Origin of the sequence: Streptomyces sp. ICBB 8177 (genome assembly GCF_003144095.1) — a bacterium.
GTDB lineage: Bacteria > Actinomycetota > Actinomycetes > Streptomycetales > Streptomycetaceae > Streptantibioticus_D.
Genome location: NZ_NSKH01000024.1, coordinates 413,895 through 431,430, shown reverse-complemented (window position 1 = coordinate 431,430; position 17,536 = coordinate 413,895). Strand labels below are relative to the sequence as shown.

Genomic DNA, 17,536 nt, shown 5'->3' with positions numbered 1-17,536 from the left:
ACCCACACCGTGGGGGGACAACCGTGACAGACACCCGAGGCGGCGCCCGCCCGCCCCAGCCGCACCACCCGCCGCAGGCGTACGCACCGCCCAAGGGCGCGACCATGCCGTCCCAGGGCGCGTCCACCACGTCCGAGGGCGCCGGGTCCGCCTCTCCCCTGCCGTCGTCCGGTGCCTCAGGTCCGGCCGGCCCCTCCGGCACGGAGGGCGGGCAGGGCCTGGCGGTGGGCGGCGGCGCGGGCGTGCGCAAGCCCCGCCCGGCGGCGGCCCGCACCGCTCCGCGCACCCGCAGCGCACGGCTGCGGGTGGCCAAGGCCGACCCGTGGTCGGTGATGAAGGTCAGCTTCCTGTTCTCGATCGCGCTGGGCATCTGCACGGTCGTCGCGGTCGCGGTGCTGTGGATGGTGCTGGACGCGCTCGGTGTCTTCTCCACCGTGGGCAGCACCATCAGCGACGCCACCGGCTCGGGGTCGCAGGGCGGGTTCGACCTCCAGTCGTTCCTCTCGCTGCCGCGGGTCGTGACGTTCACCGCGGTGATCGCCGTGATCGACGTCGTGCTGATGACCGCGCTGGCCACGCTGGGGTCGTTCGTCTACAACCTCTCCGCCGGTTTCGTGGGCGGCGTGGAGCTGACGCTGGCGGAGGACGAGTAGCGGCGGGGAACCGATTTTGGGACACGGCCCCCCGTGCGCTAATCTTTCGGTGCAGCGCGGGGCTATAGCTCAGACGGTTAGAGCGCTTCCCTGATAAGGAAGAGGCCACAGGTTCAAGTCCTGTTAGCCCCACGAGCGCGATAGGCGAGGTGGTCCACGGAAAGCGTGGACCACCTCGCCTTCGTCGTTTCCGCGCGGCTTCGCCGCGCTGGGCGGGGGGCTTCGCCCACCCGCACCCCCGTCCACGGGGTCGGCGCCCGGAGGCGCTGCATGGGGGGCCGGGTCGTTCGGGGTGGGCGGAGTCGTGAGGCGGGCAGGTCACTGTTCGGTATCGGCCGGTGTGTATCATCGGGCGCGTCGGAGGATCCCCAAAAGCAAGAAGGACGAGGTCGCGCGGTGAAGAAGCTTCTCCTGGTCGCACTGGCCGCCATCGGCGGGCTCCTCGTGTACCGCCAGATCCAGGCGGACCGCGCCGAGCAGGACCTGTGGACGGAGGCGACGGACTCCGTACCGGCGGGTTCCGGCACGAGCGCCTGAAAACCCCCAACTCTCCGGTGAGGCCCCGACCGCCCAAGGCGCGGTCGGGGCCTCACCGCTATTGAATTCGCATCAGCAAATCAATAGCTTCGCCGCAGCACGGCGGAGCGGGGGGTCGTGGGCTCGGGGGGTTTCGAGGGGTGGGGTATGAGACGGCACCACCGGTTCGCCGCCCTGGCGCTGCTGGCCGCGCTGGCGGCGATCACGTCGCCGGTGGCGTTATCCACCCGCGCGGCTGCTGCCGCGAGTACGGGGCCGGGTGCGGCGGCGACGCCGGTCTGGGTGCCGGACGGCGCCTCGGTGCACGGCAGCGCGGGTCCCGGCGATCCGCCCCGGCTGGCGGTGGGCCGCGCGTACCGCGACAGCCTGGTCAGGGGTGAGTCCAAGTACTACGCGGTACGGCTGGACGCCGCGTCCACCGCGTACCTGTCGGTCTTCGCCGTCCCCCGCCCGGGCAGCCGGGTCGCCTTCATCGACGGTGTCAGCCTGCGGCTGCTGAGCTCGCGCGGCGCGCTGTGCGACGCGTACGACGCCCGGTTCGGTGCGGACGACGCCACGGCCCCGGTGGGCGGCGCCGTCCGCCGCGTTGCCGGGGCGGACGGGCCCTGCCACGGGGCCGGCACCTATCTGCTGGTCGTGCAGCGCGACAGCGCGGACACCTCCTCCGGTGACGCCTGGCCGCTGGACATCCGCTTCATGACCGAGCCGGGGGTCGAGGGCGCGGGGGCGGGCGGGGGCGGCGGGACGCCCGAGGGCTTCGTCTCCTCGCCCCCGCCGACGGTCACCACGGCCCCGCGTGCGCTGTCCGGCGCCGTCGCCATGGACGCCGCGGCCCGCGTGCCGGGGACGGGCGTCTACACCGACCGCCTCGCGCCCGGCGTCACGCACTACTACCGCGTCCCCGTCGACTGGGGGCAGTCCCTCTCCGTCAGCGCCGGCTTCGGCGCCGCGCACGTCACGCGGGCGGGCGGGTTCACCGGCGGCGGCGTGAGCGTCACCGTCTACGATCCGGCGCGCGGTTACGCGGGCGGTGACGCGGCCTCGTACACCGGGGCGCCCGCGGCGGTCACCGCGCAGACCCCGCGGGTGAGGTACGCCAACCGCTGGTCCCGGGATCCGCGGGTCAGCGGCTCGCCGGTGGCGGGCTGGTACTACGTGCAGGTCAGCGTGCACCCCCAGGTGGCGTCGTACACGAGCGGAACGGTCCCGGTCACGCTGCGGGTGGCCGTCACCGGCGTGCCGCAGGCCGGTCCGCGCTACGTGAGCGGGCTGACCGGGACGGGCTTCGGGGTGACGGGGGCCGTGGTGGCGCCGGGGACTGGCCTGTCCGGGACGGCGCGTCCGCGGTTGCGGGCGCTGGGGTACGCGGCGCTGGGCGCGGGGACGGTGCTGGTCGCGGGGATCGGGGTGTGGGTGCTGAGGGCGCGGCGCCTTCCTGGGTAGGCGCGGCGTGTTCCGGGCCGAACGTGGGCCGCTCGCCTCAAGCGGCCGTGGTGAGCGCCCAGATGCCGACGGCGAAGCAGAGCGCGGCGACCAGCAGCACCGGGACCACGATCCTGGCCGGCGGCCCCTGCCGCACGGGGACGGTCCGCGGCTCGCGCACCGCGACGGCGCCCGGGTCGGCGGTGTACGGCCGGGTCGCGGAGTCCGTGGCGCGCGGGGGATGGGCGGGCCGGGGCGGCGCGATGCGGTAGTCGTCGAATCGGGCCGGGGACGCCGGGGAGGACCGGTCGGGGAAGGCCGCGGCGGGCGCGGTGGTCCCGGGGGCGCGGCGGGCCGCACGCGGTGGTCGCCGTACGCCTTCTATGGTGCCGGCCGCACCGGTCTCCCGCGCCCACTCGGCGTCCGTCCGGCGCGGCCTGAGCGGCCCGTCGGGCCCGAACCCGTCCGGCAGCGGACCGAGTTGGTCGAAGACCTCCACCGGCTCGTCGTCCATCCCCGGTTCCGGCAGCAGTTCGACGGCCGCCGCCAGCGCCTTGCGCGCCCCGGTCGCGGTACGGAAGCGGGCCTGCGGATCGGGATTGAGCAGCGTGGCGACGACCTGCCAGAGCGGCTCCGGCACCCCGATTGGCGCGTTCGGCACCCCGCCGAGCGCGGTGTAGCGCTCGACCAGCGCCTGCGCGTCCGGCTTGCGTCCGGTGAGCAGGAAGAGGGCGACCAGTCCGACCGCGTACAGGTCGGCGGGGAAGTCCGGTTCCGCGCCCATCAGTTGCTCCGGGGCGAAGTAGCCCGGGGTTCCGACCACGTAGTTGGTGTCGGTCAGCCGCGGCTCGCCCTTGCGCATCGCGATCCCGAAGTCGGACAGGCGTAAGTGCGGCCGCCCGGTGCCGGTGGCCTCCAGCAGGATGTTGGCGGGCTTGATGTCGCGGTGCACCACGCCCTCCGCGTGCACCGCGGTCACCCCGGCGAGCAACTGGTCGAGCAGGACGCACACGTAGCGCGGCGCCAGCGGCCCGTAGTCCCCCACCAGGTGCGCCAGCGAGCCGCCGCGCACCAACTCCATGGTGAACAGCACCTGTTCGTCGTCGGCCGCCCAGCTCATCGGCGCCAGCACGTGCGGGTGGTCGATGCGCAGCGCCTGCTCGCGGACGAAGCGGATCAGGGCGTGCGCGTCGGACTGCCGCAGCACCTTCGCCGCGACGTAGCGCCGCCGCCGGTGGTCCCAGGCGCGCCACACGGCGCCCACGCCGCCCCGCCCGATGGGGTCGACCAGCTCGTAGCGCCCGGCGAACAGCTCACCCATGCAGCGGCTCCTCGTCAGTCCTGGTGGGCCTCGAAGTGGCTGAGGGCGTCGTCGGTGCGGCCCGCGCCGTAGACCCTCAGGAACTCTGCCAGCTCGGGATGGGCCGCCGCGAGGGCGTCCGAGGCGGTCACCAGCTCCTGCGCCGAGCCCATCGAGCGCAGCAGGGCCTGGATCTCGCGGACGACGGCCCGGGCGGGAAGCGCTTGGCGCACACCGCGGCCGAGGCTGCCCTCGGCCGTGTTCGAGGCCGAGCCGGTGGTGCCGGTCAGCGAGCCGCCGGCGGACTCGCGGATCAGCTCCATGCGGCCGGCGGCCTCACCGGCGGCCACGGCGCCGTCCGCGACGTCGGCGGCGAGCTCCAGCAGGGCCTGCATGCGCTGCACCACGGCAGGGTTGCCGATCTTGGCCCGCTGCCCGCTCATCAGCTGCGACAACATCGGCGCGGACAACCCCAGGAGGGCGGCCAGCCGGGCCTGGTTCAGCCCCAGGCCGGCGATCAGCCTCCGGAACAGATCTCCCAGCGGTTCCCCGTACCACTCCCGCTGCCGCTCCCGCACCGCGTCCCGCGGCGAGCTGTCCATCCGGCTCCCGTCTTCACGACCGCAAACCCATCCTAGAGACGCCTGCCCCGATTCCGGGTACAGAATGCCCACGCCCACCCGGTACCCTGGTCACCGGCACGGCGATCCTCCCGTGCCGAGGGGCCTTAGCTCAGTTGGTAGAGCGCTGTCTTTGCATGGCAGATGTCAGGGGTTCGACTCCCCTAGGCTCCACCCCTCGATCACCCCCGCCCCGCACACGCGCGGCGGGGGTTTCGTGTTGCAGGGGGTGGCCTGCGGTGCCTGTGCGAGGCGGTTCGCTGGGGAAGAATCGGGGGTGTGCGATTTGGGATTCTCGGGGGGACGTGGGCTCGGCGGGCTGACGGGCGGGGGGTGGCTGTCGGGGGGTACGGGCGGCGGGCTCTGCTCGCGATGCTGCTGCTGGACGCCGGGCGGGTCGTCCCGACGCAGCGGCTGATCGACGGGATCTACGGGGACGAGCCGCCCGCTGGAGCCGGCAACGCCTTGCAGTCGCAGGTGTCGCGGCTGCGGGCCGCGCTGGGGGAGGCGATCGAGAACCAGCCGGGTGGCTACCGGTTGGTCGTCGATCGCGACGAGGTGGACGTGCACCGGTTCGAGCGGCTCGCAGGGCAGGGGCGGGAGGCGCTGGCGGCCGGGGAGGCGGAGCGGGGCGCCGTGCTGCTGCGTGAGGCGCTGGGGCTCTGGCAGGGGGACGCGCTCGCGGACGTCGGGGAGGCGCCGTTCGCCGCGGCGCAGGTGGTCCGGCTGGAGGAACTGCGGCTGGGTGCGGTGGAGGACCGCGTGGCGGCAGATCTGGCGCTCGGCGGGCACCGGAACCTCGTGGCGGAGCTGCGGGAGCTGGTCGCCGCCCACCCGCTGCGGGAGCGGCTGACGGCACAACTGATGCGCGCACTGCTCGCCGACGGGCGGCAGGCGGACGCCCTGGCCGTCTACGAGACCGCCCGGGAGACGCTGGCGGAGACCTTGGGGGCTGATCCGGGGGAGGAACTGGCCGCCGCGCACCTCGCGGTGCTGCGCGGGGAGACGCCCGTGCGGGAAGGGGGCCGTGTTTCACGTGAAACAACGACCTTCCCGACTGCGGCCCCCACGGGTGTTTCACGTGAAACAGCGGTGCTTCCCGCTCAACTGACCAGCTTCGTGGGGCGCGAGAACGAACTCGCGCTCATCGCCGGGCGGTTGCGTGACGCCCGGCTTGTCACGCTGACCGGGCCCGGCGGTGCGGGCAAGACCCGGTTGTCGATCGAAGCCGCCGGGCGGTTCGACGGCGAGGTGTGCTTCGTGCCGCTGGCGGGGGTCACCGACGGCGTCGACCTGCCGCAGGCGCTGCTGGGGGCGCTGGGTCTGCGCGAGGTCGGGTTGCTCACCCCGACCGGGCCCGCGCAGGACCCCGTGAGCCGACTGGCGGCCGCGCTCGCGGAGCGGCCGGTGCTGCTCGTGCTGGACAACTGCGAGCACCTGATCGACGCCGCCGCCGGGCTCGTCGGTACCCTGCTCACCCGGTGCCCCTCGCTCAAGGTCCTGGCCACGAGCCGGGAGGCCTTCGGTATCACCGGCGAAGCCCTCTGCCCCGTACCGCCGTTGGCGCTTCCGCCGCTCGGTGCCGCGGCGGACGGGTTGGCTGGCTTCCCCGCGGTGCGGCTCTTCGTGGAACGCGCCGTCGCGGTGCGGCCCACGTTCTCGCTGGACGACGAGCGGGAGGCGGTGCTGCGGATCTGCACCGCGCTGGACGGGCAGCCGCTCGCCCTCGAACTGGCCGCCGCCCGACTGCGGACGCTGTCGGCCGGTGAGATCGCCGATCGGCTCGGCCCGCCGCCCGAGGTGGAGTGCGGACCGGCTCTGCGCCCGTCCGAGCTGTTCCGGCTGCTGTCCCGGGGCAGCCGCACGGCTCAGCCCAGGCAGCGCACCCTGCGGGGCGTCATCGATTGGAGCTGGGACCTGCTGACCGAGCCGGAACGCGTCGTGCTGAGCCGCGCGTCGGTCTTCGCGGGCGGCTGGACGCTGGAGGCGGCGGAGGCGGTCTGCGCGGACCCGGCGCCGGGGGCCGGGGGCGCTCCCGCGGGCACCGCCACCAGCGAACTCATCGAGCCCGGGGACGTGCTGGACCTGGTCGACTCTCTGGTGGACAAGTCGCTGGTGGTGGCGCATCAGCCGGACGGCGGCGGTGGAGCGCGCTACCGGATGCTGGAGACCATCCGCTCCTACGGCGCCGAACGACTGGCCGAGGCCGACGGGACCGACGCGGCGCGACGGCGGCACGCCGCGTACTTCCTGGACCTGGCGGTCACCGCGGAGCCGCGCCTGCGGCGGGCCGGGCAACTCGACTGGCTTCGCCGGCTGTCGGCCGAACACGACAACCTCCACGCAGCGCTGCACCGCTGCGTCGCGGACGGTGACACGGCGACCGGCATGCGGCTGGTCGCCGCGCTCTCCACCTACTGGCTGCTGCGCGGCGCACGGTACGAAGGCGCCGCTCCGGCACGGAAGCTGGTGACGGCGGTCGGGCCGCGGGCGCCGGAGGGCCTGGAGGAGGAGTTCGCGCTGTGCGTCATGACCGCGGCACCGGACGTGGCCGACCAGCGGGAACTGGCCGAGCACCTGAAGAGCGTGCGGGCGACCGTGGAACGCGGCCCCGCGCGATATCCCGTGATGTTCCTGCTCTGGGCGCCGTTCGCGGGCGTGCCGGACGAGGAGACCTACGTCCGGCAGGAGGCGGCGCTCGCGCTGGTGGAGGCCGACTCGTGGTTCCAGGCCCTCAACCACATCGGCGTCGCGTACCAGAACTGGATGGTGCTGGGCGAAGCCGACGCCGTGCACCGGGAGTTCACGCTGGCGCGTGCCAAGTTCTGCGAACTCGGTGACCGTTGGGGTGAGGCGCTGGCCACCAGCCACCTCGCCTCGTTCCTGTCCGTACGCGGCGAACTGCCGCGCGCGGTACGGCTGATCGACGAGGCGATGGCGCTCGCCGACGAGCTGGAGGCGGTCGAGAGCAGGGCCGACCTGCTGTGCGAGCGCGGACGGTGCAGGCTGCGGGCGCTCGACCACGACGCCGCGTGCGCGGACTTCCGGGCGGCCGCGGACCTGGCGCGGCGGATCGGCACCACGGAGTTCCTGGCCGTGGCCCACCTGGGGCTGGCCGAGTCCGCCCGGCTGCGCGGCGCGCTGGAGGAGGCGGACCGGTGGTGCGACCAGGCGATGGCCGAGAGCCTGCCCGCGTGGTTCGCCGGCGACGTCAGCCGCACCGAGGCCCTGGTCTGCCGTGGCCGCCTGCACGCGGCGCGCGGGCAGCGGGACCGTGCGAGGGAGTGCTACCGCGAGGCGTACGGGGCGCGGCAGACCGACCGCAACAGGCCGTTCACCGCTGCCGTCGCGGACGCCGCGGCGGACCTGGCCCTGCGCGACGGCGCCCCGGAACGCGCGGCGGAACTACTGGGCATCGCCCGGGCGCTGCGCGGCATGGAGGTCGTGGCGAGCCCTGACGCCGCCGCCACCGAGACGGCCGCGCGCGAGACGCTGGGCGAGGAGGCCTACGTGGCCGCCCGCGATCGGGGCGCGCGGCTGGACGCGGCCGGCGCGTACGCGGCGCTGGGGCAGCGGCTGGCCGAGCCGGGCGGCACCGTGTAGACCCGCCTCGTCAGCCCTCGTCAGCCCTCGTCAGCCCTCGTCAGCCCTCGTCACCGCTCGTCAGCTCCCCGTCAGCGAGCGGTGCGGGCGCGGTCAGCCGTGGCTCGCACGCTGGCCCGCATGACGACGAACGAGACACGCGAGACGAACGGACCGGGCGGCGCGGCGACCGGCACGGAGGGCGGCGCGGGTGCGGGCGCCCGCACGCGGTGGGCCACGCTGGCCGTGTGCTGCGTCGCCGGCATGCTGCTCGGGATCGACAACAGCGTGCTGAACTACGCCATTCCGTCACTGGTCAGGGCCCTCGACCCGTCCGCCACCCAACTGCTGTGGATCGCCGACAGCTACGGCTTCGCGATGGCCGGCCTGATGGTGTTGATGGGCAACCTCGGCGACCGCTTCGGGCGCAAGCGGATGCTGCTGCTGGGCGCCACCGCGTTCGGTGCCGCGTCGCTGGCCACCGCCTACGCGCCCGGAGCCGCGACGCTCATCGCGGCCCGCGTGCTGCTCGGGGCGGCCGGGGCGATGATCCTGCCCTCTACGCTCTCCCTGGTGCGCAACGCCTTCACCGATCCGAGGGAACGCACCATGGCGATCGGGATCAGCGGCGGCACCGGCGCCGCGAGTTTCGCGCTCGGGCCGGTCGTCGGCGGCCTGCTGCTCGACCACTTCTGGTGGGGATCGGTCTTCCTGATCAACGTCCCCGTCATGGCGCTCGTGGTGCTCGTCGGAGCGGTCGTGCTGCCCGAGTCGCGCAATTCCCGGCCGGGCCGTCTGGACCGGCTGAGCGTGCCGCTGTCGGTGGTCGGACTGCTGGGGCTGATCTACGCGATCAAGACGCTCGGCGTGAACGGGGCCCACGTCACCTCCGCCTGGATCGCCGGAGCGGTCGGACTGGCCGCGCTCACGGTCTTCGTACGGCGGCAGACGCGGCTCACGGAACCCCTGCTCGACCTGCGGCTCTTCCGCAATCCGGCGTTCGGCGGCGCGGTCGGCTCGACGACGGTGACGATGTTCGCGTCCTCGACGCTGTCGCTCGCCTTCTCGCTCTACTTCCAGACCGTGCGCGGCTGGTCCCCGCTGGTGGCGAGCCTGGCGCTGCTGCCGGGACCGTTGTCCGCCGTGGCCGCGGCACCGCTGGCGGCCGTGCTGGTGCCGCGTATCGGGCGGGCCAGGGTGGTGGCGATCGGCTTGTTCCTGATGGCGGTCAGCACCGCAGGACTTGGCACGATGACGCCGCACTCCGACTACTGGGACTTCCTGCCGGTCGTGGTCGTCAACGGCTGCGGGATCATCCTCACCATCGCCGTCACCTCGGACACCGTCATGGCCGCGGCGCCCAGGGACCGCACGGGCGCGGCCGCCGCCGTCTCGGAGACCGCGCAGGAACTCGGCGGCGCGCTGGGCATCGCGGTCCTGGGCTCCGTCCTGTCCGCCGTCTACCGCGACGGGCTGGCGCTGCCCGCGCGCCTTCCGGCCTCCGCCGCGCACCTCGCGCGGGAGTCGGTCAGCGGCGGGGTGCAGGCCGGTGCGGCGCTGCCGGGGCAGGCGGGCCGGGCATTCGTGGCGGGCGCGAAGCTGGCGTTCACCCACGCGGTCCACGTGACGACCCTCGCCGGCGCGGCGGTGCTCCTGCTGGGCGCGGTCGCGGCGCTGTTCACCCTGCGCGGAGTCCCGGCGGTCATCGAGGATCCGGAGGATCGGGGACCCGGAACCCGCGACCAGCCGGGCCGGGCACCCGCCCGAGCGGTGTCATAGGGCTGCGTCGCACGGCGCCGGGCACGAGAACGGAAAAACGGCGTGGGGTGCGGAACCGGAAGGTCCCGGTGCGGGACCTACGAGTCCCGCCGCGAGACCCGTAGGTCCCGCACCCCACGACGTCGTACGCGAGAGACCCCACGTCGTCGTACGCGAGAGCGCGCGGAAGGCGAGGCTCAGTCCTCGCCGCCCTCCGCGCGGTGCGCGGCCTCCTCGGCCTGCTTGCGGCGCACCTCCGGGTCCAGCTCCGCGTCGCCGGGCATGGAACGCGCCTCGTCCTCGGCGGGCTCGGTCGCGGACGGCGCCTCGACCAGCCAGTCCGGGTTGGTCTGCTTGCTCCACCAGCGCCAGGCGGCGAACCCGGCACCGGCCAGCACGCCGAGCACCAGCGTCCGCTTGGCGAACCGGCCCACCCGGCCGCGCCGCTGGTGCTTCCTGACCAGCTTCTCGACCTCGGCGGCCGACACCTGCCCGCGCAGCGCGGCCAGCGCGGCGCCGGCCCGGGCGACGGCTTCGTCGCGCACCGGCTCGGCGGCGGAGCGCGCGGACTCCAGCGCCTGGTTCACCCGGGGCGCGGTGTAGTCGGCGGCCTGCTGCGCGGCCTGCTGGGCGGCGGCGCGGGTGCGACGGGCCGCGGTCGCGGTGGTCGCGGCCACCTTGGGCGGCACCGCGTCCCTGGCCTGCGCCACACGCGGGGCGAGGTAGCTGTCGTACTGCGCCAGCGCCGTGTCCTTCGCCTGGTCCGCGACTGCCGCGACCTTGGGACTGATCCTGCGCCGGGCCTCGTCGGCATAGTGCGCGGCGGTGTCCTTCGCCGTACCGACGTAGGGCGCCACCACCTCCGCAGCGTGCCGCACGCTTTCCTTCGTCGTCGCGGCTGCGTGGCGCGCGCTGTCTGTGCGGGTCACGGGAACCTCCTCCTCGGTGGCGTACGACGGTGGCGTACTGGCTCTTCGCCTTTCCGCCCGCATGGAGATCATGCCTGCTCGCGCTCGGTACGGCACGCGTGCTCGGGCATCCGGGGCACGGCGGGTGTCGCGGGCGGCCGCCACCGGTTCGCCGGAGTGGGGCCGGGACGTGCGAGGATTCGTGGTTGTCAGTGAAGTCTATGGAAGGTACGTCGTGGCCGAGCAGCTCTACGCCACCCTCAAGACCAACCAGGGTCAGATCGTCGTCCGCCTCCTGCCGGACCACGCCCCGAAGACCGTGAAGAACTTCGTCGAGCTCGCCGAGGGCACCCGCGAGTGGGTCGACCCGAACACCGGTCAGAAGACCAACGCGCGTCTGTACGACGGCACGGTCTTCCACCGGGTCATCGAGGGCTTCATGATCCAGGGCGGCGACCCGCTGGGCAACGGCACCGGCGGCCCGGGCTACAAGTTCGCCGACGAGTTCCACCCGGAGCTGGCCTTCACCAAGCCCTACCTGCTGGCGATGGCCAACGCCGGCCCGGGCACCAACGGCTCGCAGTTCTTCATCACGGTCTCGCCGACCACCTGGCTGACCGGCAAGCACACCATCTTCGGCGAGGTCGTCGACCCGGAGAGCCAGAAGGTCGTGGACGCCATCGCCACCACCCAGACCAACCCGCGCACCGACCGCCCGGTCAACGACGTGGTCATCGAGTCGGTCCAGATCGAGAAGCGCTGACGCCGGAGGCCACCCGAAAGGGCTGCCCCGGGAACTTCACAGCCCCGCCCGTCCGTATGACGGGCGGGGCGGCGTTCGTCACAGGGAAACAAGGCAACGCGGGGAACGCGAGGAACGCGGGGAAGAGGAGCCATGGAACAGGCGGTCTGCTGCTACCGGCATCCGGAGCGTGAGACCGGTGTGCGCTGCTCCCGCTGCGGCCGGCCGATATGCCCGGAGTGCATGGTCAGCGCCTCGGTCGGCTTCCACTGCCCCGAGTGCGTCGCCGACACCCGCCGCGCCCAGGCGCGGGTCCGGCCGCGCACCATCGCCGGCGGCGCGGTGGCCACCAACCCGCGCCTGGTCACCATGGTCCTCATCGGGCTCAACGTGGCCGTCTTCCTCGCCGTACGGGCGTACGGCGACGCCCTGGTCACCGACCTCGGGCTGATCGGCAAGGCGTACGACCCGGCGTCGGGCCAGGTGGTGGGCGTCGCCGACGGCCAGTGGTACCGGCTGCTGACCGCGGTCTTCCTGCACCAGCAGGTGCCGCACATCGCGCTGAACATGCTGTCGCTGTGGTGGATCGGCCCGCCGGTCGAGGCCGCGCTCGGCCGTCTGCGCTACCTGGCGGTCTACCTGCTGTCGGGGCTCGGCGGCAGCGCGCTGTCGTTCCTGCTGGCGCCCTCCAACGAACTGGGCCTCGGGGCGTCCGGCGCGATCTTCGGCCTGCTGGGCGCGCTCTTCGTGCTGATGCGGCGGGTCAAGGCGGACCTGCGGCCGATCGTCATCCTGATCGTGCTCAACCTGGTCTTCACCTTCACCATGAGCGACATCGACTGGCGGGCGCACATCGGCGGGCTGGTCACCGGCGCGGTGGTCGGCTACGGGATGGTGCACGCGCCGCGCGAGCGCAGGGACGTGGTGCAGTGGGCGACCTGTGTGGTCATGCTCGCGGTGATCATCGGGGTGGTCTACGCGGGCATGGTCCGCATCAACGGCTGACCGCCCGTTCCCCCGGACGGCGCTGCCCGGGCAGGCCGCCCCCTGGTTCGTACGACTTATCCACAGACCGTGCGGGGCCCTGTGCACGGTGTGGGCCATGGCCGGGTGCGGTCCGAACCCTTGTTTGCCCAGCAAGATCACCGTGTACGACCGGTCACACCGGCGTCAACGCCATCGAGGTTATCCACAGATCTTCCGACCTTTTCCCCACTGTGGATGTCCCTGTGGATAACTCTGTGGACAAGCGAGGCGGAAGGTTGACGCGGGTGGGTGCCCGCGACCTGGTCACCTGCGGACGACGCCACGCCGCCCCCCTGCGCACGAGGCGCACGCGAGCCCGCCGCGCACGCGTCCACAGCGCACACGCAACCGCCGCCCCCACGCGTCCACAGCGCGCACGCGAACCCGCCGCGCACGCGTCCACAGCCCGCACGCGACTGCGGCCCGTATGCGACCGCGGCCCGCACGCGACCGCGCCGGACGCGGCCACCGCCCGGCATGACGACACCACGGGCCCGAAGCGGTCGCCTCAGGCCCGTGTTCCGCCCCGTACCGGGGCCCCTCCCACCGCGTGGGCTACTTCCACTGCGTCGAGACGACGAACCCGCCCGCGATGAAGCCGAACCCGATCACGATGTTCCAGTTGCCGATCGCCTCGACCGGGTAGCTGCCGGTGGTCACGTAGAAGACGACGATCCAGGCCAGGCCGATCAGGAACAGCGCCAGCATCAGGGGGGCCACCCAGCCGCGCCCGCTGTGCAGTTTGATCGCGGCGCCCTTCTGGGGCGGCGGGGTGAAGTCGGCCTTCTTGCGGATCCGTGACTTCGGCACGAGGGACTCTCCTGTCGATGCGCTGCGGGACGCGCAGGGCGGAATCTGATGTCTGTTCGCCGGGCGGGAGCACGGCGGCGCCGCCCCCGGGCGTCCGTTAGCGTAGTGCTTCCGCGGGTGCGAAGGAGATAAGGGTCCCATGAGCAATCCGGGAGGCACCCGAGCAGGTGGCCCCGTCCGCCCCGCTCGCCGCTCGGTACTTCCCAAAGTACTCTCCGCCGCGGTGTTCGCCCTCGCCGGAGTGATCTTCTGGACCAGCTACGACACCTCGCACGGCACCAACATCCGCGATGACGCCACCCTCCAGCGCACCTCGGACCTGATCCAGGCCAAGAGCCAGCAGAATGCCGCCCTCGACCGGCAGTTGGCGGCGCTGCACTCCCAGGTCGACGGCCTCGCCCACCGCGAGGGCGGGCAGAGCACCGCCGACCAGCGCCGCACCCAGGCCCTGGAACAGGCGGCCGGCCTCACCCCGCTGACCGGCCCCGGCCTCACCGTCACCCTGAACGACGCACCGCCCAACGCCACCGCCCGCATCCCCGGCGTCCCCGAGCCGCAGCCCGACGACCTCGTCGTGCACCAGCAGGACCTCCAGGCGGTCGTCAACGCGCTGTGGCGGGGCGGCGCCCAGGGCATCAAGGTGATGGACCAGCGGCTGATCTCCACCAGCGCGGTCCGCTGCGTCGGCAACACGCTGATCCTCCAGGGCCGCGTCTACTCCCCGCCCTACGTCATCACCGCTGTGGGTGACCAGAACAGACTTCGCAGCGCGCTCGACGCCGACCCGTCGATCATCAACTACCGGCAGTACGTGACCGCGTACGGGCTGGGCTGGAAGTCCGTCGCGGACCAGCGGACGACCCTGCCGGGCTACGCGGGCACGGTGGGGCTGCACTACGCGCAGCCCGTGGGCTAGCGGCGGACCGCGCCGGGCCGCCCCGGCGGCGAATCCGGCCGGTTGGTCAAGGGATGCCGAGAGCTTTGCCCGGGTGGCCCACCCGCGGCCCCTCTCTCCCCTTACTCTGGTGCGGAACCGGAAGGAAGGCACCGAATGTACGGCTGGATCTGGCGGCATCTGCCGGGCAACGTGTGGGTGAAGGCGCTGATCTCGCTCGTACTCGCCGTGGCGATCGTCTTCGTCCTGTTCCAGTGGGTGTTCCCCTGGGCCGAGCCGCTCCTTCCGTTCAACGACGTGACCGTGAACGGCGGAGGCAGCGCGGGCTGATGAGTACGACGCACGCACGGATCCTCGTCGTCGACAACTACGACAGCTTCGTGTTCAACCTGGTCCAGTACCTCTACCAGCTCGGCGCCGAGTGCGAGGTGCTGCGCAACGACGAGGTCACCCTCGACCACGCGACGTCCGGCTTCGACGGGGTGCTGCTCTCGCCCGGGCCCGGCACCCCCGAGGAGGCCGGGGTCTGCGTCGAGATGGTCCGGCACTGCGCCGGGGCCGGGGTGCCGGTCTTCGGCGTCTGCCTGGGCCTGCAGTCGATCGCGGTGGCCTACGGCGGCGTGGTCGACCGCGCCCCCGAGCTGCTGCACGGCAAGACCTCCCGCGTCTCGCACACGGGCAGCGGCGTCTTCGCCGGGCTCCCGTCGCCGTACACCGCGACGCGCTACCACTCGCTCGCCGTCGAACCCGCCACCGTGCCGCCGGAGTTGGAGGTCACCGCGTGGACCGGCCCCGGCCCCGGCGACGGTGTGGTGATGGGGCTGAGACACCGCGACCTGCCGGTCGAGGGCGTGCAGTTCCACCCCGAGTCGGTGCTCACCGAGTGGGGCCACCGGATGCTGGCCAACTGGCTCGCCGTCTGCGGCGACACCGGTGCCGTCGAACGATCGGCGGGGCTCGCGCCCGTGGTCGGCGGGACCACGGCGTGACCGCGGTGCGGCCGGAGCCGCAGGGCGCGGCGGGTCCGCCGTCGTACGAGGACACCGCCGAGTTCGCGGCCGCGGTCGGGCAACTCGCCGATCCGCTCAGCGACCCGCTCCCCGGCCGCCCGGCACCACGCCAGGCCGCCCCCGCGCCCGCCCCTGCCGCGCCGACCGCCAACAGCGGGATATCCCAGGGCAGTCCGTGGTTCGCCCCGCAGCAGACCCAGCCGCAGGCCCAGCCGCCGCAGGTCCGCCCGGTCCCGCCCGAGTACGAGACGTACGGGACGCGCCCGCCCGAGCCGCAGGCGCCCCCCGCGCCCGGCCCCGCCGCCGCGTCAGCCCTCGAAAGCCCCGTACGCGCCCCCGACGCGACCGCCGAACTCCCGCGCTTCGAACCGGACTCGACGCCCCCGGCGGCCCACCCCGCGCCCTCGGCGGCCCACCAAGCGCCCACGACGGCGACGCCCGCCCCCGTGACGCCGGCTCCCGTGACCCCGCCGCCCGGTGGCCGCGCCGAGCGCCGCAAGGCGGCGAAGCACGGCGCCCGCAGGCGTCCGGCCGTCGCGTCGCAGGCCGAGGAGTCCGCCGCGTCCGCATCACCCCAGGACGCCCCCGCCCGGCCCGCCTCCCGCCTGGAGGCCCGCAGGGCGGCCCGTGCCGCCAAGGAGAGCCCGCTCGTCGTCGCCTCCCGCGTCACCGGTGAACTCTTCATCACCATCGGGGTGTTGATGCTGCTGTTCGTCGTCTACCAGCTGTGGTACACCAACGTCCTCGCCGACGCGGCGGCGGGCAGCGCCACCAAGCACCTGCAGAGCCAGTGGAACCAGACGAAGACCTCGTCCGACGCGGGCGAGCCGGACAAGTTCCCCTCGGGCACGGTCTTCGCGATCATCTACATCCCCAAGCTGGACGTGAAGGCGCCGATCGCCGAGGGCGTGGACAAGACCAAGATCCTGGACAAGGGCGAGGTCGGGCACTACGACGGCGCCCAGGAGACCGCGATGCCGTGGGCGAAGACCGGCAACTTCGCGCTGGCCGGCCACCGCAACACCCATGGCGAGCCGTTCCGTTACATCAACAAGCTGGTCCCCGGCGACAAGGTCGTGGTCGAGACCCGCGGGATGTACTACACGTACCAGATCACCAGCGCGCTGCCGCAGACCTCGCCGACGAACGTGAGCGTCATCGAACCGGTGCCGCCGGGGTCGGGCTTCACCAAGCCGGGCCGCTACATCACACTGACCACCTGCACACCGGAGTTCACCAGTGAGTTCCGGATGATCGTGTGGGGAAAGATGGTCGCCGAGCAACCGCGCAGCCAGGGGACCCCCGCGGCACTGCAAGGCGGCTGAGCACGCAGGACAACAACAGAACGAGGTGACCGGTGGCGACCACCGAGCACGACAAGGGCACCGAGGACGCCAGGGACGAGGGTTCCGGGGCAGGGACCGCGGTGCGACCGCCCCGCGCCCGGACACGCGGCAGGATCGGCTTCGCGATAAGCGTCTTCGGCGAGGTCCTGATCACCATCGGCCTGGTCCTCGCTCTCTTCGTCGTCTACTCGCTGTGGTGGACGAACGTCGTCGCCGACCGCCAGGAGCAGCACGAGGCCGCCAAGGTGCGGCAGAGCTGGGCCAAGCAGCCCGACGGCAGGCCGGGACCGCTCGACACCGGGGACGGCATCGGCTTCCTGCACGTGCCCGCGATGGGCAAGGGCTACGAGGTGCTGGTCAAGAAGGGAACCTCGGTCCCGGTGCTCAACGAGGGCGTCGCCGGGTACTACACGGATCCGGCGAAGGCCGCGATGCCGTGGGACAGGACCGGCAACTTCGCGGTCGCCGCGCACCGGGACGGGCACGGCGCCAAGTTCCACAACATCGACAAGATCAAGAAGGGCGACCCGATCGTCTTCGAGGACCGGGACACCTGGTTCGTCTACAAGGTGTACGCGATCCTGCCGCAGACCTCGAAGTACGACGTCCACGTGATCGACCAGGTCCCCAAGGAGTCCGGCGTGACCACGCCGGGCCGCTACATCACGCTGACCACCTGCACGCCGGTCTACACCTCGCTGTACCGGTACGTGGTCTGGGGCAAGCTGGTACGCACCGAGAAGGTCGACGCCAAGCGCACCCCGCCTGCCGAACTGCGCTGAGCAGTTGCGCAGCTGAGCAGCCCTGCGGAGCTGACAGCGGCACGTACGGCGAAGGGGCCGCCGGCGGGAGGAGGACTCCCGTCGGCGGCCCCTTCCGGTGTGCCGCGGTGCCGGTGCGGATTCCGGCGGCACAGGTGGACCGGGC

The 17,536-nt window shown here is 73.1% G+C and carries 16 protein-coding genes and 2 tRNA genes; 14 read left to right on the top strand and 4 right to left on the bottom strand.

Annotation, left to right across the window (positions count from 1 at the left end; all coding sequences use genetic code 11):
• Nucleotides 1-23: 23 nt before the first annotated feature.
• The 4 genes from CK485_RS28255 to CK485_RS28240 all read left to right on the top strand — a co-directional run bounded on the left by CK485_RS28255 (nt 24) and on the right by CK485_RS28240 (nt 2,633).
• Nucleotides 24-653: a DUF3566 domain-containing protein gene (locus tag CK485_RS28255; protein WP_109454744.1), complete on the top strand. Its 630-nt coding sequence runs from the start codon at nt 24-26 to the stop codon at nt 651-653.
• 58 nt (nt 654-711) lie between these two features.
• Nucleotides 712-785, top strand: a tRNA-Ile gene (locus CK485_RS28250).
• A gap of 264 nt (nt 786-1,049) precedes the next feature.
• Entirely contained in the window at nt 1,050-1,190 is a 141-nt protein-coding gene (locus CK485_RS28245; protein ID WP_014143844.1) for a DLW-39 family protein, read from the top strand.
• Between the two features lie 147 nt (nt 1,191-1,337).
• Entirely contained in the window at nt 1,338-2,633 is a 1,296-nt protein-coding gene (locus CK485_RS28240; protein WP_109454743.1) for a hypothetical protein, read from the top strand.
• 37 nt (nt 2,634-2,670) lie between these two features.
• Here CK485_RS28240 and CK485_RS28235 read toward each other — a convergent pair whose 3' ends face one another.
• Nucleotides 2,671-3,933 carry a serine/threonine-protein kinase gene (locus CK485_RS28235; protein ID WP_109454742.1) on the bottom strand — a complete coding sequence of 421 codons (1,263 nt, stop codon included), beginning with the start codon at nt 3,931-3,933 and terminating at the stop codon, nt 2,671-2,673.
• Nucleotides 3,934-3,947: 14 nt separating this feature from the next.
• On the bottom strand, nt 3,948-4,514 hold the full coding sequence (locus CK485_RS28230) for a DNA-binding protein (RefSeq protein ID WP_109454741.1): 567 nt from the start codon (nt 4,512-4,514) through the stop codon (nt 3,948-3,950).
• 119 nt (nt 4,515-4,633) lie between these two features.
• Between CK485_RS28230 and CK485_RS28225 the strand changes: the two genes are divergently transcribed.
• The 3 genes from CK485_RS28225 to CK485_RS28215 all read left to right on the top strand — a co-directional run bounded on the left by CK485_RS28225 (nt 4,634) and on the right by CK485_RS28215 (nt 9,893).
• Nucleotides 4,634-4,706, top strand: a tRNA-Ala gene (locus tag CK485_RS28225).
• Between the two features lie 159 nt (nt 4,707-4,865).
• Nucleotides 4,866-8,135, top strand: coding sequence for a BTAD domain-containing putative transcriptional regulator (locus tag CK485_RS28220; protein WP_241968658.1), 3,270 nt, complete (start codon nt 4,866-4,868; stop codon nt 8,133-8,135).
• 120 nt (nt 8,136-8,255) lie between these two features.
• Entirely contained in the window at nt 8,256-9,893 is a 1,638-nt protein-coding gene (locus CK485_RS28215) for an MFS transporter (RefSeq protein WP_109454814.1), read from the top strand.
• 176 nt (nt 9,894-10,069) lie between these two features.
• Here the strand turns inward: CK485_RS28215 and CK485_RS28210 are convergent, their stop codons facing one another.
• Nucleotides 10,070-10,801: a DUF5324 family protein gene (locus tag CK485_RS28210; protein ID WP_109454739.1), complete on the bottom strand. Its 732-nt coding sequence runs from the start codon at nt 10,799-10,801 to the stop codon at nt 10,070-10,072.
• Nucleotides 10,802-11,015: 214 nt separating this feature from the next.
• On the opposite strand from CK485_RS28210, the gene CK485_RS28205 reads away from it, so the two are divergent.
• Nucleotides 11,016-11,543, top strand: a complete 528-nt coding sequence (locus CK485_RS28205; RefSeq protein WP_109454738.1) for a peptidylprolyl isomerase — start codon at nt 11,016-11,018, stop codon at nt 11,541-11,543.
• A gap of 132 nt (nt 11,544-11,675) precedes the next feature.
• The gene (locus CK485_RS28200; RefSeq protein WP_109454737.1) at nt 11,676-12,527 is read left to right on the top strand and encodes a rhomboid family intramembrane serine protease; all 852 of its coding nucleotides are present in this window, start codon (nt 11,676-11,678) and stop codon (nt 12,525-12,527) included.
• A 576-nt stretch (nt 12,528-13,103) separates the two neighbouring features.
• On the opposite strand, the gene crgA is transcribed toward CK485_RS28200, so the two are convergent.
• Complete coding sequence (gene crgA / locus CK485_RS28195; RefSeq protein WP_109454736.1) at nt 13,104-13,358, bottom strand: cell division protein CrgA; 255 nt, start codon at nt 13,356-13,358, stop codon at nt 13,104-13,106.
• A gap of 139 nt (nt 13,359-13,497) precedes the next feature.
• Here crgA and CK485_RS28190 point away from each other — a divergent pair, with 139 nt between their 5' ends.
• The 5 genes from CK485_RS28190 to CK485_RS28175 all read left to right on the top strand — a co-directional run bounded on the left by CK485_RS28190 (nt 13,498) and on the right by CK485_RS28175 (nt 17,391).
• Nucleotides 13,498-14,274 (top strand): DUF881 domain-containing protein, encoded by a 777-nt coding sequence (locus CK485_RS28190; protein ID WP_109454735.1) that lies wholly within the window; start codon nt 13,498-13,500, stop codon nt 14,272-14,274.
• 135 nt (nt 14,275-14,409) lie between these two features.
• Nucleotides 14,410-14,583, top strand: coding sequence for a hypothetical protein (locus tag CK485_RS29225; RefSeq protein WP_199239555.1), 174 nt, complete (start codon nt 14,410-14,412; stop codon nt 14,581-14,583).
• Complete coding sequence (locus CK485_RS28185) at nt 14,583-15,242, top strand: aminodeoxychorismate/anthranilate synthase component II (RefSeq protein ID WP_109454734.1); 660 nt, start codon at nt 14,583-14,585, stop codon at nt 15,240-15,242. The genes CK485_RS29225 and CK485_RS28185 overlap by 1 nt, the downstream gene beginning before the upstream one ends.
• Nucleotides 15,239-16,588 (top strand): class E sortase, encoded by a 1,350-nt coding sequence (locus tag CK485_RS28180; RefSeq protein WP_109454733.1) that lies wholly within the window; start codon nt 15,239-15,241, stop codon nt 16,586-16,588. The genes CK485_RS28185 and CK485_RS28180 overlap by 4 nt, the downstream gene beginning before the upstream one ends.
• A gap of 101 nt (nt 16,589-16,689) precedes the next feature.
• The gene (locus CK485_RS28175; RefSeq protein ID WP_241968679.1) at nt 16,690-17,391 is read left to right on the top strand and encodes a class E sortase; all 702 of its coding nucleotides are present in this window, start codon (nt 16,690-16,692) and stop codon (nt 17,389-17,391) included.
• Nucleotides 17,392-17,536: the final 145 nt, after the last annotated feature.